Below are 13381 nucleotides of genomic sequence, written 5' to 3'. Positions count from 1 at the left end.
GATGGCGCAAATCGAGGGAAGCAGGGCGCGTGCTAGCCCTGCCGCCGATCTCAGGGCTGAAACGCCCCGATGAAAATGGCCGGGTCCACCCGCGCATCGTTCAGGCTGACATTCCAGTGCATGTGCGGCCCGGTGGCACGCCCGGTCGAGCCCACGCGCCCCACCACGTCCCCGCGCCGCAAGGGCTGGCCAACCTTCACATCGATCTTGGACATATGGCAGAACATGCTGATGAAGCCCTGCCCATGATCGACGAACACCGTGCGGCCGTTGAAGAAATAGTCCCCCACCAGAATCACCTGGCCGTTGGCGGGTGTCTTGATCGGCGTGCCGGCTGGTACGGCGAAGTCCAGGCCAGCATGCGGGTTGCGCTCTTCACCATTGAAGAAGCGGCGCACGCCGAACTTGCTCGACAGCGGCCCATTCACCGGCTTGTCGAGGATCAGGTTGCTGGGCAGGCCAGGGCTGAAGCTGCGGTAGGCCTTGATCTGTTCGGCCAGCTCGCGGTCGATCCGCTTGAGGTCAGCCGGGTTAGGGTTTACCTGGCGGGTGTTCTTGAGGGTGATGCGCTGCTCGGGGTACTGCTTGGTGCCCACGGTGAACGGCAGGTTGCGGCTGCCTTGCTGCAGCACAGCGCTGCCGGGCTTCTGGGTAAGCGGTATGCCCACGATCGCCAGCCAGTTGCCCTGCTCCTTCACCACCAGTACCGGTTTGCCGTCGAAGCGCGCACTGGGGGCGCTGGCGGCCGGGCCGAGGTCGACCACGGCAACGCCACCGGGCACCGGCTTGTCCAGGGTGCGGGTGATGTAGCTGGCCTGGGCGCCGGTCGCCAGCAGCGTGAGGGTAAGGGCAAACAGGGGGGCGAGCAGACGTGGCATGTGTCAGTCCAGTAAAGAGAGGGTGACCGGGGTCAGGTGGTTGTCTTCGACGCGTACGTGCAGCTCGCCTTCGTTGAGGCGGGCCGTCAGGCGCTGGCCGTTGTGGGTCTGCTCGGCGCTGCGCACGGCCTGGCCGCGTTCGTCCAGCAGGATGCTGTAGCCGCGTGCCAGGGTGGCCAGCGGGCTGACCACCTGCAAGGTCTGCAGTTGTGCCTGAAAACGCTGCCGGCGGTCTTTGAGCACGTCGCGCATGGCACGTGGCAGGCGCTCGGCCAGGCTGTCCAGGCGCTGGCCGAGCAACGTCAGTGCACGCCCGGGGTGCTGCGCGGCCAGCCGGGTTTCCAGGCGCACCATGCGTTCGCGGCGCTGGTTGAGGGTGTGCGTGAATGCACGGCGCAGGCGCATGTCCAGGTCGTCCAGGCGCTGGGCCTGTTGGCGCAGGCGCTCGCCTGGGTGGCGCAGGCGCCGGGCCAGCGACTCGACGCGCAGGCGGTCATGGGCCAGGCGGTTCTGCATGCGCAACAGCAGGCGCCGTTGCAGGCCATCGAGGCGATGTTGCAGGCCGCTGCTGTCAGGGGCCAGCAGTTCGGCGGCAGCCGAGGGGGTTGGGGCGCGTACATCGGCGACAAAGTCACTGATCGAGACGTCCGTTTCGTGGCCTACGGCGCTCACGACAGGGGTGCGGCAGGCGGCCACGGCCCGCGCTACGGCTTCTTCGTTGAAGCACCACAGGTCTTCCAGCGAGCCGCCGCCGCGGGCCAGGATCAACGCATCGAAGCCCTGGCTGTCGGCCAGGCGCAGGGCCCGCACGATCTGCGCGATGGCATCGCGGCCCTGCACGGCAGTGGGGATCAGGTTCAGTTCCACCTGGGGTGCACGCCGGGCGAACACGCTGATGATGTCGCGGATCACCGCACCGGTGGGGGAGGTCACGATGCCGATGCGCTGCGGGTGGGCCGGCAGGGGTTGCTTGCGCTCGGTGCTGAACAGCCCCTCGGCGCCGAGTTTTTCCTTCAGTGCTTCGAAGGCCAGGCGCAACGCGCCGTCACCGGCCGGCTCGACCGTGTCGAGAATGAGCTGGTAGTCACCGCGGCCCTCGAACAGCGAAACCTTGCCGCGCACGCGCACTGCCAGGCCATCGCGCAATGCCTGTCGCACCCGCGTGGCGTTTTGCCGGAACAGCGCACAGCGCACCTGGGCGCCGCTGTCCTTGAGGGTGAAGTACATGTGCCCGGAGGCAGGGCGGGCCAGGTTGGAGATTTCACCCTCCACCCACACGCTGCGGAATACGTCTTCCAGCAGCACCCGGGCGCGGCCGTTGAGTTGGCTGACGGTGAGCACTTCCCGGTCAAGGCCGAGGCGTTCGAAAGGGTCTCTGATCATGGGCGGCACTATAAAGGATAGCGGGGCAGGGTGTCGTGCCTGTGTCGTAGTTGCCAGTTGCCGAGTGCTTGCAAGCGGGTCATTGACCGGCGTGGTCGCAGGGCCGCTCACCCTTTGCGCCTGCGCGAATCCGTTGCACGTTAGCGTTCAGCTGCCTGTGGAAAAAGTGCCGGTACACCCAACCTTTTACCCCGCTGAGGTTGGTGTTGTGCTCGCGATAGAACGCATCGGGCGAAGCATATAGCCCCAGTTCGCGGGCAATGCCCTCGCGTTGTATGTAGGTGTCGCGCCCGGTCCATTGAACAGGTGGCTCGGCCAGGGACGGAGTGGCCACCGCATACCCCACGAAAGCATGCCGGCAATCGCTGAACCGGGCCTGCACGGCCTGCAGGTACTGTTGGTCGAGAATCACTCCCTCCAGTACCACCCAACTGCCGTCCAGCAAAACTTCGACCCAGGTGTGCAGGATTTCCTGAGGCGCCAGCCAGTAGACAAATGCTGTCAGCGCCCCTTTTTGCAGGCGCTTGTCGATGGTGAAGCCGCGTAGCCTGCAAGGGATGCCCAGGGCACGCAGCAAGGCCATCAACAGGGTCGATTTGGTATTGCAGTGACCCAGCCCCTCTTCGAGGGTTACTGACGCAGGTGTGCTGTCGGCACCGGCGTTGTAGCCGAACAGAATCTCGTCGCGGCAAAACTCGTAGACTGCCTGGGCGCCGCGCTGCGGCGGCAGCTGTCGCCAGCCGCGGGTTTCAATCAGGCGGCTGATTGCCGGCGCGTCGAAGTCGAGTATCGGCGTGGGCTGCAGATAATGCTGTTGAATGCTCATTGCAAAACCTCCGTGTTTTGCCTAGCGTGGACCCTGTAGCTACTTCAAGGTCAAGCGCCGCCGCCCAGGTGATCCTTGAATTGCTTGACCAGTGCCCCGGCATCCCGACGGTAGGCAACCGCCACCGTACTGACGCAACCGTGGTCGTTCACAGGGATGAACCGCAGTGCAGCGGGGGCGATGTCTTGCATGCACCGCGGCAGCAACGCCACCCCGAACCCGGCCTGAATCAGTTGCAACTGGGTGGTCTTGCGCGAAACCACCTGGGCCGGCCGTGGGAAGAACCCGGCGGCCATGCACAGTTCTGCCGACAGGTAGCTCAACCCGCCGCGCTGGTGATGGGGGAGGGAGATGAACGGTTGCTCACGCAGCTCGTTCAGGCCAATGCTTTTTCGGTTGGCCAGGGCGTGGTGGCCCGCCACCGCCAATAACAGCGGCTCATCGAACAGTGGCTCGATGCATACCCCTTCGTGTTGACGCAGTACCGGCAGCCGCAGCATTCCGATATCCAGGCGCCCGTGGGCCAGCTCTTCAAGCTGGCCTTCAGAGGACAGCTGGGCGATTTCCATGCACACCTCTGGGTTTTCCTGCAGGTAGCCACTGAGGCGTTGCAGCAGCAGCCCGGTCAGCGGCACGGTGCTGGAATGGCTGAGCCGCAGGCTGCCACGCAGGCCCTGGCCGACCGCGCGGGCCAGGTCACCCGCTTTTTCCAGGTCTTGCAGCACGTTGCGCGCACGCGGTAGGAACGCCGCGCCAGCGGCCGTCAGGCGAGGCAGGCGGGCGGTGCGCTCGAACAACGGCGTGCCCAGTTGCTGCTCCAGTTCCTTCACCTGGCGGCTGAGGGCTGACTGGGCAATGTACAGGCGTTCGGCAGCGGCGCTGAAGCTGCCGCTTTCGGCGATTTCGACGAAGTAGCGTAATTGGCGGGTAGAGATCATGGGCTATGCCGTTTCGAGATGGCGGGTGGCGATATTGGATATTAGCCGGCATGCCTGTGGTCTGGTTAAGGTAGGTTGAAATGACTATAAGGTGTGCCCCGGATGCTCGCTGATCTGCTCGCCCAACTGCCGTTCAGCCCGCTCGGCTGGCTGCCCATCCTGCTGGGGGTGGCTGCAGCCTATGTGGTATTCGGCATTGCCGGTTTTGGTACCGCGCTGGTGGCCGGGCCCATTCTGATCAACTTCATGCCGTTGTCCCGGATCATCCCCCTGCTGGTGTTGCTGGACTTCGTGGCAGCTCTGGGCAACCTGCTGCCCTCGCGCCGCGATGTAGTGCGTGGCGAGTTGCTGCGGCTGCTGCCGTTCATGGCCATCGGTTGTACCTTGGGCGTGGTGTTCCTGCTGAAGCTCAAGTCGGACGTGCTGTTGCTGTTGATGGGGCTGTTCGTGACGGGGTATGCGCTGTACGGGTTGGCGGTAAAGGTGCGGCCGGCCACCCTGGCCGGCTGGTGGGCGGCGCCGATGGGTACGGTGGGCGGTTTGTTCGGGGCGCTGTTCGGCAGTGGCGGGTTTCTCTACGCCCTCTACCTGAGCGCGCGGCTGGAGGCCAAGGAGCAGGTGCGTGCCACCCAGAGCGCCTTGATCAGTTGCAGCACGGTGGTACGGCTGTCGCTGTTCATACTCGCCGGGGTGTATGCCGACAAGGGGTTGCTGTTGCTCGCCCTGTGCTTGCTGCCAGTGATGTTCGTTGGCCTGTGGTGCGGGCGCAGGCTCGCCTGTCGCTTGTCGCGCGAAGCCTTCGTTCGGCTGGTCACCTGGCTGGTACTGGCCAGCGGCCTGGCGCTCATCGGCCGGTACCTGAGCACCTGAGCAGGGGGTAGAATAGCCCGACCCTTGCAGCTTCCCAGGCCTGTACCGTTCATGAATACCCAGAGCATCATCGTTCCCCGGCTGTCTACCGTCCCCGTGCACGAGGCACGTGCCCGTGCCATCCTGCGCTGGTTGGTACGGGAAAAGGTCGTCGAGGAGCAACTGACCACCTGCGGGCTAGCCGGCAACCGCATGGGCCATGCCCTGGCCGAAGGGGCGCGCAAGGTGGCCCTGCACCCCGAAAAGCTGCCGTTTGGCACAGCGGTGAACGGCCTTGAAGTGATGCTCAAGCGCTGCATCTATACCCCCACCGAGGGGTTTCTTGAAGAAGCCGGTTGCCCCGAATGCCGGCGCGAGGTGGGCGAGCCGCTGTTCGAAAGCCTCGAAGAGTGGATGCCTGGGGTCAGCGACAACTTCACCTGCCCGCTGTGTGGGTTCGAAGATGACATCAATGGCTTCATCTTCCTGCAACCGTGCGCCTTCTCCAACCTGGGCTTCATGTTCAACAACTGGGGCGAGGCCGGCTTCACCCAGGCCTTCCTCGACAACTTCGCCGACTGGCTCGACCAGCCGGTGGCAGTAGTGCAGGTGAACGCCAAGGCATAAGCCAGTGCCAGTCGGTCAAGGCCTGGGTCCTGTGGCACACACCGTTCTGTAGCCTGCCGCCTGTAACTTGAAGCTTGATTTACATTGAGCGGCGCGCCGTGCATCAGTATAATGGCGCGCTTCCATTTTTCCCGCCCGGGAGCCCCCGCGATGCTGCGTATCAGCCAAGAAGCCCTGACCTTCGACGACATTCTCCTTGTACCTGGCTACTCCGAGGTACTGCCCAATGAAGTCAGTCTCAAGACCCATTTGACCCGTGGCATCGAGCTGAACATTCCGCTGGTCTCCGCCGCCATGGACACCGTCACCGAAGCGCGCCTGGCCATTGCCATGGCCCAGGAAGGCGGCATCGGCATCATTCACAAGAACATGACCATCGAACAGCAGGCCGGCGAAGTGCGCAAGGTCAAGAAGTTCGAGGCTGGCGTGGTGAAGGACCCGATCACCATCGAAGCCGATGCCACCGTGCGCGACCTCTTCGACCTCACCCGCCTGAACAACATCTCCGGCGTTCCGGTGCTGGAGAACGGTGATCTGGTCGGTATCGTCACCTCCCGCGACGTACGCTTCGAAACCCGCCTGGACGCCAAGGTCCGCGACGTGATGACGCCCAAAGAGCGGCTGGTCACCGTGCGCGAAGGCGCCAACAAGAACGAAGTGCGCGAGCTGCTGCACAAGCACCGCCTTGAAAAGGTGCTGATTGTCGACGACAAGTTCAGCCTCAAGGGCATGATGACCGTCAAGGACATCGAAAAAGCCAAGGCCTACCCGCTGGCCAGCAAGGACGACCAGGGTCGCCTGCGTGTCGGCGCCGCAGTCGGCACTGGCAAGGACACCGGTGAGCGCGTAGCCGCCCTGGTCGCTGCCGGTGTGGACGTGGTGGTGGTGGACACCGCCCACGGTCATTCCAAGGGCGTGATCGACCGCGTTCGCTGGGTCAAGGAAACCTACCCGCACGTGCAGGTAATCGGCGGCAACATCGCCACTGGCGCTGCTGCCAAGGCCCTGGCCGAAGCGGGTGCTGATGCGGTCAAGGTCGGTATCGGCCCAGGCTCCATCTGCACCACCCGTATCGTTGCCGGTGTCGGCGTGCCGCAGATCAGCGCCATCGCCAACGTTGCCGCTGCGCTGGAAGGCACAGGCGTGCCGCTGATCGCCGACGGCGGTATCCGCTTCTCCGGTGACCTGTCCAAGGCCATCGTTGCCGGTGCGTCCTGCGTGATGATGGGTTCGATGTTTGCCGGTACCGAAGAGGCTCCAGGCGAAGTCGAGCTGTTCCAGGGCCGTTCCTACAAGGCCTACCGCGGCATGGGTTCGCTGGGTGCCATGGCGCAGGCGCAAGGCTCGTCCGACCGCTACTTCCAGGACTCCTCGGCCGGCGCCGAGAAGCTGGTGCCGGAAGGCATCGAAGGCCGTGTCCCGTATAAAGGCGCGCTGGCCGCGATCATCCACCAGCTGATGGGCGGCCTGCGTTCGTCCATGGGCTACACCGGCAGCGCGACCATCGAAGAGATGCGCACCAAGCCGGAGTTCGTGCGCATTACCGGTGCCGGCATGGCCGAGTCCCACGTGCACGACGTACAGATCACCAAGGAAGCCCCCAACTACCGGGTCGGCTGATTGCTGGCAGCGGTAAGCCTCGCGCTTCAAGCTCCAAGCGGTGGCTGCGTTCAGCAGCTACCGCGTTTTCCCCGATCAACTTGCAGCTTGCAGCTTCAAGCTCGCAGCTGAATCAGAGATTCCCCCATGGCCCTCGATATTCACGCCCACCGTATCCTGATCCTCGATTTCGGCTCCCAGTACACCCAGCTGATCGCCCGCCGCGTGCGCGAGATCGGGGTGTACTGCGAACTGCACCCGTTCGACATGGACGATGAAGCGATCCGCGAATTCAACCCGCGCGGCATCATCCTCGCCGGTGGCCCCGAGTCGGTTCACGAAGCCAACAGCCCCCGTGCGCCGCAGGCAGTGTTCGACCTGAACGTACCCGTGCTGGGCATCTGCTACGGCATGCAGACCATGGCCGAACAGATGGGCGGCAAGGTTGCAGGCTCCGAGCTGCGTGAGTTCGGTTACGCCCGTGTCGACGTGGTAGGCAAAAGCCGCCTGCTCGACGGCATCGAAGACCATATCGACGCCGACGGCGTGCTGGGCCTGGACGTGTGGATGAGCCACGGCGACAAGGTCACCCAGATGCCGGCCGACTTCCACGTGCTGGCCAGCACCCCCAGCTGCCCGATCGCCGGCATGTTCGACGACAACCGTGGTTACTACGGCGTGCAGTTCCACCCGGAAGTGACCCACACCAAGCAGGGCGGTCGCATTCTGTCCCGCTTCGTGCAGGACATCTGCGGTTGCGAAGCCCTGTGGACCCCGTCCAACATCGTTGAAGACGCCATTGCCCAGGTGCGTGAGCAGGTGGGTTCGGCCAACGTCCTGCTGGGCCTGTCCGGCGGCGTTGACAGCTCGGTGGTTGCGGCGCTGCTGCATCGCGCCATCGGCGACCAGCTGACCTGCGTGTTCGTCGACAACGGCCTGCTGCGCCTGCACGAAGGCGACCAGGTGATGGCCATGTTCAAGGAGAACATGGGCGTCAAGGTGATCCGCGCCGACGCCGAAAAGCAGTTCCTCGACAACCTGGCCGGCGAAGCCGACCCCGAGAAGAAGCGCAAGATCATCGGCCGCACCTTCATCGACATCTTCGATGCCGAAGCCAGCAAGCTGCCCAACATCCAGTTCCTGGCCCAGGGCACCATCTACCCCGACGTGATCGAGTCGGCTGGCGCCAAGAGCGGCAAGGCCCACGTGATCAAGTCGCACCATAACGTGGGTGGGCTGCCGGAAGAGATGAACCTCAAGCTGGTCGAGCCACTGCGTGAGCTGTTCAAGGACGAAGTGCGCAAGATCGGCCTGGAACTGGGCCTGCCGTACGACATGGTCTACCGCCACCCATTCCCAGGCCCGGGCCTGGGCGTGCGCATCCTCGGCGAAGTGAAGAAGGAATACGCCGACATCCTGCGCCGTGCGGACCATATCTTCATCGAAGAGCTGCGCAAGGCTGACTGGTACCATAAAACCAGCCAGGCCTTCGTGGTGTTCCAGCCGGTGAAGTCGGTGGGCGTGGTAGGCGATGGCCGCCGTTACGCCTGGGTCGTCGCGCTGCGCGCCGTCGAAACCGTAGACTTCATGACCGCCCGTTGGGCACACCTGCCGTACGAACTGCTGGAAACCGTCAGCGGCCGTATCATCAACGAAATCGAAGGTATTTCGCGGGTGACCTACGACGTGTCGAGCAAGCCGCCTGCGACGATTGAGTGGGAGTGATCCTGCGTCCGGTGTAAGCCAGGAGCACGTGGTCAGATAAACCCCGGGAGCCCGCGTAATTGCGGGCTTTCGGCTTTTTGGGGCTGACTAGGCAAGGCAGCACATCATTAAGTCGAGTGGCCGCTGCTGCGGCTCAGGGGGTTAAGTGAGCTTCCGGCAGGCGAGGCTGCCGCAGTCCGGGCCGCTCAACTGTTCGCCTGTTTCCAGGCTGAACACCGAGAAGTGCAGCGGGCACATGATGGTGCGACGGTCATGATTGACCATGCCATGCTCCAGCCAGCCTTGCCTGTGCGGGCACAGGCTCGGCACCTCGTAGGTCTGGTCACCTACCTGCACGGTGAAGGTGGCTGGCCGCAGGGCGACGTCCGCCTCTTCAAGCATGCGCCACCTCCTTGCCCGCCTTGGAGGCTTGAGCTTTGTACACCGCCTCATCGAACGCGGTATTGGTGATCAGGCGGCCCATACAGATGCCTTGCCACGCCTTGACGTAGTCGAGTGCGCGGTCATTATCCATGGCCTTGAGCAGCCGTTGCCCTTCCAGGGCATGGAAAGCATCAATGTGCACGTGTTCGGTGTAGTAGGTATGGGCCTTGATGCTCAGCCGCTCGCACAGCGCGGTGTAGCAGCCAAAGAAGAAGGGCACCACGGTCTCAAAGTACGTGATCACCCCGGCAAAATACGACGGATCATCGGCCCGCATGGTCAACCAGCAGAACATGTTGGGGAACGAGCAGCCGGCCTCACCGTTTGCCTTGATGTTGCTCTCAAGGTCTGTTGGCATGCCCAGTTCGTCGAGCAGCACCTTGTACAGCGTGGTGTGGGAGCGCTTGATGTTACCGGAGCCGAACTCGTCGATCATCATGCGCAGCATGGGCATCTGGGCCTCCAGGCTCAAGCGTGGCATCAGGTGGTAGAACACCTGTGCCTCGGTCAGGCCATCGAGGGCAAACTCCTGTACCAGGATCTTGAACTCGTCGAGGTTCATGTCCTGCGCCACGTAGCGCGCTGTGGGCGGTTCGTCGGCCTTGTCCTGCTCCACCAGCGCGGCCAGCATCTTGCGCAGCTCGGCAAAGCTTGCGGGCTGTTCTGGCGTCTGGCTTTCACGGATCGCATTGTCGATCCAGGCGCGCTCGAACTGCACCAGGTCGGCCGGCAGAGGTACCATCCGCTCGATCAGCGCCCGGTTGGCGCGAAACAGTGCTTTTTGAGAGGTTTTCATCGTTCTCGCTCCTGTACGGTCAGGGCAGTACCGATCACCCCCCTGCCGACCAATTCGCGTTTCACATGGGCATACCAGTCTTCCTCGCCCAACCCGTAACGCTTATCCAGTACTTCCACCAGCCCGGCGATCGCTGGCTGGTGGGACTCAGCGGCGATGCGACACAGCGTGGGCTCGATGTTCGCCAGCGAGACCACGTTGCCATCGCTCACCAAGGTGCCCGCCAGCTGGTGCTCCCAGCCGATGAAGTAGTCGATGCCTTCGCTACGCAGCCGATCCACCTGTGCCTGGCTGGGCGGCTGGGTGGGGGAATCCTTCAGCCCCGTGACACGCGGTAGCCGCGCGATCTGGAGCAGGGTCTCGAAAGACTTTTCGTTCCCCGACAGTGCCGCCTCGTTGTAGATCAGCAGCTCCAGCGGGACCTGTTCATGAATGCGCTGGTAATGCGACAGCAGTTGATCCTGATGCAGTTGCCCACCGAAGGGCGAGGTGACCATGATGGCCTTGGCCCCCAACCGCTCGGCCAGGGCCGCGCGCTGGATCACCGCTTCAGTGCTGGGCAGTTCGATACCGGCCACCACACGATGGCTGTCACCCGCGAACTCCAGCGTGTAGCGCAGCATGTCTGCCCACTGCTGCTCGGACAGCTTCCACCCTTCGCCTGAGGTCAGGCAGGCAATGAAGCCGCTGACCACGCCTGCGCAGCTGTGTATCAATTGCTGAACGCTTTGCCGGCACACGGCCCCCTGCGCATCAAGGGGCGTGACCAGCGGTACCAACACCTGATGCTTAGACATGCGCGAAGTCCTCCGGCGCGACGCTCAGCGCCAGCGATGCCTGGTAGAGGGCCTGCAGCGCCCCATGGAACGACCCAGGTACCGCCGTTTCGCGGAAGCTGGCCAGAAACGGTCGCAAGGCGATGCATTGGTGGTAGTCGCGGTCGTGGGTGTAGAACGGCACTTCTGATTCGAGCACCTGCGCCGCCTGCAGCCGCTTTTCAGGGGCAAGCCCGGACAGCTCGGCGCTGCTGGCCGCCATTTCGATCACCCGATCGCTGTAACCGCCGCGCTGGATTGCCATTTCCGAATGCAGCACATCCATGAAGGGGTAGTAGACATCCTGTAGTTCACGCGCCTTCTTCCAGATGATGGCGTCGCAGATGCCGATTTGGCTGAAACTCATGCTCACCTGATCGCTGAACCGCTCGGTGAAGAAATTGAGCGACTGGTTGCGAATGGCCGCATCGGTGTGGTGCATGCCCATGAACACGGTGGCATCGATGATGGGCAGGTGCTTAGGCATTGTAGGCCTCCAGGGCATGGCGGATCACCTGCATGGCTGCTTCGAAGGCACCCGGGTCGCGGGCCAGGGCCAGGCGTACATAATGGCGGCCCTGTTCCGGGTTGCTCCAGAAGAAGTAGCGGCCGGGCAGCACGTAGGCCTGGTGGTCCAGCAGGTAGGCCTGCAAGTCGTCGCCGGACAGGTCCTTGTCCAGAATCTCGAACCAGGCCACGCTGGTTTCGATCGCAGGCTCCACATACCGCAGCAAAGTACCGTCAAGATACTCACGTGCCACCTTGCGGTTGGTTTGCAGCACATCGCGCACCGAGGCGAAACCGTCGGCCTCGCTGTCCTGGATGTACTCGGTGACCACCTGCAGAATGAACGGGGAAACGTTGAGCAACACGCTGGTGACGATGCTGTAGATCTCAGGGTTCAGGCGAGTGCTGCTCATCAGCGTGGCACACTTGGTGTCCTGCAGCGGCCAGGTCTTGCCGGTGTCTTCCATCACCAGGTAGTCGGTACCCACTTCGTCCAGGATCGCGTACGCGTCGACGCGGTCACGGTGGCCTACTTTCATGAACGATGCGAAGCAGAAGTCCAGAATCAGGATCTTCTGGTGATCGCGGCAGTAGCGCGCCACTTCGATGAAGGTTTCCGGCCCGTCGGCGAACATCGAGCTGCCGGTCGGGTTGTTCGGGTCTACCAGGAAAATCGCATCGAGCTTGGCCGCATGCTTCTCGAGCAACTGATACACCTGGGTGGGGTCCGCCAGAATGGCTTCGGGCAGGGGCGTCATCGGCACTTCCATGTGCTTGAGCAAGTCGTGCAGGTTGTCGAAGCAGGGTTCGATGAGGCCCACACTCAGGTTGTGCTTGCGCAGGTAGGTCGCGGTGATGTGCATGGCGATCGACGCGGCGTACACCAGGTAGATCTCATCGCTGCGCTTGAGCGCGTGATGCTGGCCATGGAATTGATAAAACGCCTTGATAAAGGCTTGTTCGCTTTCGTACTGGGTCAGGCTTTGCGCACGGTTCCACAGCTGTGGCAGCTTTCGAACGATGGCCGCCTGGCTCGCACTTTGGTGTTGGTGCGTGTGAGCATCAGCAAGATTGTGGCGCGTCTTGAGCGCCGAGATCTCGTGTTGCGTGATGTCCTCCAGGGCACGGCTGGTGGAGGCGGGGGCGGGCAGGACTGACAGGTTCATGGTGATTCCCTTCTTCTTGTTGGGTTGACCAGTAGTGCTGCTCAATCATTGTGGTTTCCGCGCCCCTTGATAACTGTACCTAGGTACAGGCCAGGCTGTCGGGCAGGCTGGGTGGGTGGCGCTGCCGTCAGGCAATACCTAGACGCGATGCTTCGAACACTGCCTGCTTGGCGGTTTGAACGTCGAGTTTGCGTACCACGTTGGCCATGTGGAACTTCACCGTCCGCTCGCGTATGTCGCAGATGCAGGCGATCTCGCTGTAGGACTTGCCCATGGCGACCCAGCCGAGGATCGTTTGCTCGCGCAGTGTGAGCGCCTGATCGATGCTCGACACATTGCTCGTGCTGACGTTGAGCGAGCTGTGGAAGGCCACCAAAGCCAGTTGCAGGGTGCCCTTGATCGCATCGATCCTGGCATGGAAGTCTGGGCTGTGTTCGCGGTTGAACAGGTTCAGCAGGCCCATTCTGTGTTGCGGGTCATGCACCACGAAGGTGTAGCCGTCGTCCAGGGAGAACTGGCGCATCAGCGCTTCGAACTCGCCTTGCCCGGCAATCGGTTTGCGCTGGAAGGCTTCGATCCACGAATAGGGCGCCACGCTTTCCACGCCGTGGGCGACCACCGGGTCAACGCGGTATAGCGCCTTGCTGCAGTACTCCTGTTGCCAGGCCAGCGGGTAGCTGGAGAGAAACGTCGACAAGCCAAGCGTGCGCTTGTCGATGATGGTGTAGGTGAAGGGGCAGTCAATTTCGCAGGGCAGCAATTCGATCAGGTTGGCCAGGTTGGGGTCCTGGCCAGGCCTGATGGGAAGGTGAGCGTTGATATTCATGATCAACATCTTCTTTATATCAG

Annotated in this window: 14 protein-coding genes; 4 read left to right on the top strand and 10 right to left on the bottom strand. The window is 63.0% G+C overall.

The genetic code is table 11. The features are described from left to right. Positions 1–50 precede the first annotated feature (50 nt). The 4 genes from IAE33_RS09065 to IAE33_RS09050 form a co-directional block, all read right to left on the bottom strand. Positions 51–878 (bottom strand): M23 family metallopeptidase, encoded by an 828-nt coding sequence (locus IAE33_RS09065; protein ID WP_201163245.1) that lies wholly within the window; start codon positions 876–878, stop codon positions 51–53. A gap of 3 nt (positions 879–881) precedes the next feature. Further along, positions 882–2261, bottom strand: a complete 1380-nt coding sequence (gene xseA, locus IAE33_RS09060) for an exodeoxyribonuclease VII large subunit (RefSeq protein ID WP_201163244.1) — start codon at positions 2259–2261, stop codon at positions 882–884. 79 nt (positions 2262–2340) lie between these two features. Then, positions 2341–3087: a transglutaminase-like domain-containing protein gene (locus IAE33_RS09055; protein WP_201163243.1), complete on the bottom strand. Its 747-nt coding sequence runs from the start codon at positions 3085–3087 to the stop codon at positions 2341–2343. A gap of 50 nt (positions 3088–3137) precedes the next feature. Continuing rightward, a complete protein-coding gene (locus IAE33_RS09050; protein WP_201163242.1) occupies positions 3138–4025 on the bottom strand; it encodes a LysR family transcriptional regulator in 888 nt (295 codons plus the stop codon). A gap of 114 nt (positions 4026–4139) precedes the next feature. Between IAE33_RS09050 and IAE33_RS09045 the strand changes: the two genes are divergently transcribed. The 4 genes from IAE33_RS09045 to guaA all read left to right on the top strand — a co-directional run bounded on the left by IAE33_RS09045 (position 4140) and on the right by guaA (position 8825). Continuing rightward, the gene (locus tag IAE33_RS09045) at positions 4140–4895 is read left to right on the top strand and encodes a sulfite exporter TauE/SafE family protein (protein ID WP_201163293.1); all 756 of its coding nucleotides are present in this window, start codon (positions 4140–4142) and stop codon (positions 4893–4895) included. 51 nt (positions 4896–4946) lie between these two features. Beyond that, positions 4947–5501, top strand: a complete 555-nt coding sequence (locus IAE33_RS09040) for a hypothetical protein (protein WP_060483444.1) — start codon at positions 4947–4949, stop codon at positions 5499–5501. Positions 5502–5651: 150 nt separating this feature from the next. Beyond that, positions 5652–7121: an IMP dehydrogenase gene (gene guaB / locus IAE33_RS09035; protein ID WP_201163241.1), complete on the top strand. Its 1470-nt coding sequence runs from the start codon at positions 5652–5654 to the stop codon at positions 7119–7121. 126 nt (positions 7122–7247) lie between these two features. Then, on the top strand, positions 7248–8825 hold the full coding sequence (gene guaA / locus IAE33_RS09030) for a glutamine-hydrolyzing GMP synthase (protein ID WP_028631457.1): 1578 nt from the start codon (positions 7248–7250) through the stop codon (positions 8823–8825). Between the two features lie 141 nt (positions 8826–8966). On the opposite strand, the gene IAE33_RS09025 is transcribed toward guaA, so the two are convergent. The 6 genes from IAE33_RS09025 to IAE33_RS09000 form a co-directional block, all read right to left on the bottom strand. Then, positions 8967–9206, bottom strand: a complete 240-nt coding sequence (locus tag IAE33_RS09025) for a Rieske (2Fe-2S) protein (RefSeq protein WP_060483445.1) — start codon at positions 9204–9206, stop codon at positions 8967–8969. After that, entirely contained in the window at positions 9199–10044 is an 846-nt protein-coding gene (locus IAE33_RS09020) for an iron-containing redox enzyme family protein (RefSeq protein ID WP_201163240.1), read from the bottom strand. The genes IAE33_RS09025 and IAE33_RS09020 overlap by 8 nt, the downstream gene beginning before the upstream one ends. Beyond that, on the bottom strand, positions 10041–10841 hold the full coding sequence (locus tag IAE33_RS09015) for a dihydrodipicolinate synthase family protein (protein ID WP_201163239.1): 801 nt from the start codon (positions 10839–10841) through the stop codon (positions 10041–10043). Before IAE33_RS09015 ends, IAE33_RS09020 begins: the two co-directional genes overlap by 4 nt. Next, on the bottom strand, positions 10834–11346 hold the full coding sequence (locus tag IAE33_RS09010) for a DUF6190 family protein (protein ID WP_028634813.1): 513 nt from the start codon (positions 11344–11346) through the stop codon (positions 10834–10836). The genes IAE33_RS09015 and IAE33_RS09010 overlap by 8 nt, the downstream gene beginning before the upstream one ends. Then, positions 11339–12532 (bottom strand): aminotransferase class I/II-fold pyridoxal phosphate-dependent enzyme, encoded by a 1194-nt coding sequence (locus tag IAE33_RS09005; RefSeq protein WP_201163238.1) that lies wholly within the window; start codon positions 12530–12532, stop codon positions 11339–11341. The genes IAE33_RS09010 and IAE33_RS09005 overlap by 8 nt, the downstream gene beginning before the upstream one ends. Before the next feature lie 127 nt (positions 12533–12659). Next, positions 12660–13358, bottom strand: a complete 699-nt coding sequence (locus tag IAE33_RS09000) for a LuxR family transcriptional regulator (protein ID WP_236403161.1) — start codon at positions 13356–13358, stop codon at positions 12660–12662. Positions 13359–13381 lie beyond the last annotated feature (23 nt).

Origin of the sequence: Pseudomonas sp. S60 (assembly GCF_016647865.1) — a bacterium.
GTDB classification, from domain to species: Bacteria; Pseudomonadota; Gammaproteobacteria; order Pseudomonadales; family Pseudomonadaceae; genus Aquipseudomonas; species Aquipseudomonas parafulva.
The sequence above is the reverse complement of the archived record's forward strand: the minus strand, read 5'-3'. Positions and strand labels throughout refer to the sequence as shown.

Coding starts and splice junctions, on each gene's coding strand:
- IAE33_RS09065 (WP_201163245.1), bottom strand. CDS start 878: ATGCCACGTCTGCTCGCCCCCCTGTTTGCCCTTACCCTCACGCTGCTG.
- xseA (WP_201163244.1), bottom strand. CDS start 2,261: ATGATCAGAGACCCTTTCGAACGCCTCGGCCTTGACCGGGAAGTGCTC.
- IAE33_RS09055 (WP_201163243.1), bottom strand. CDS start 3,087: ATGAGCATTCAACAGCATTATCTGCAGCCCACGCCGATACTCGACTTC.
- IAE33_RS09050 (WP_201163242.1), bottom strand. CDS start 4,025: ATGATCTCTACCCGCCAATTACGCTACTTCGTCGAAATCGCCGAAAGC.
- IAE33_RS09040 (WP_060483444.1), top strand. CDS start 4,947: ATGAATACCCAGAGCATCATCGTTCCCCGGCTGTCTACCGTCCCCGTG.
- guaB (WP_201163241.1), top strand. CDS start 5,652: ATGCTGCGTATCAGCCAAGAAGCCCTGACCTTCGACGACATTCTCCTT.
- guaA (WP_028631457.1), top strand. CDS start 7,248: ATGGCCCTCGATATTCACGCCCACCGTATCCTGATCCTCGATTTCGGC.
- IAE33_RS09025 (WP_060483445.1), bottom strand. CDS start 9,206: ATGCTTGAAGAGGCGGACGTCGCCCTGCGGCCAGCCACCTTCACCGTG.
- IAE33_RS09020 (WP_201163240.1), bottom strand. CDS start 10,044: ATGAAAACCTCTCAAAAAGCACTGTTTCGCGCCAACCGGGCGCTGATC.
- IAE33_RS09015 (WP_201163239.1), bottom strand. CDS start 10,841: ATGTCTAAGCATCAGGTGTTGGTACCGCTGGTCACGCCCCTTGATGCG.
- IAE33_RS09010 (WP_028634813.1), bottom strand. CDS start 11,346: ATGCCTAAGCACCTGCCCATCATCGATGCCACCGTGTTCATGGGCATG.
- IAE33_RS09005 (WP_201163238.1), bottom strand. CDS start 12,532: ATGAACCTGTCAGTCCTGCCCGCCCCCGCCTCCACCAGCCGTGCCCTG.
- IAE33_RS09000 (WP_236403161.1), bottom strand. CDS start 13,358: ATGAATATCAACGCTCACCTTCCCATCAGGCCTGGCCAGGACCCCAAC.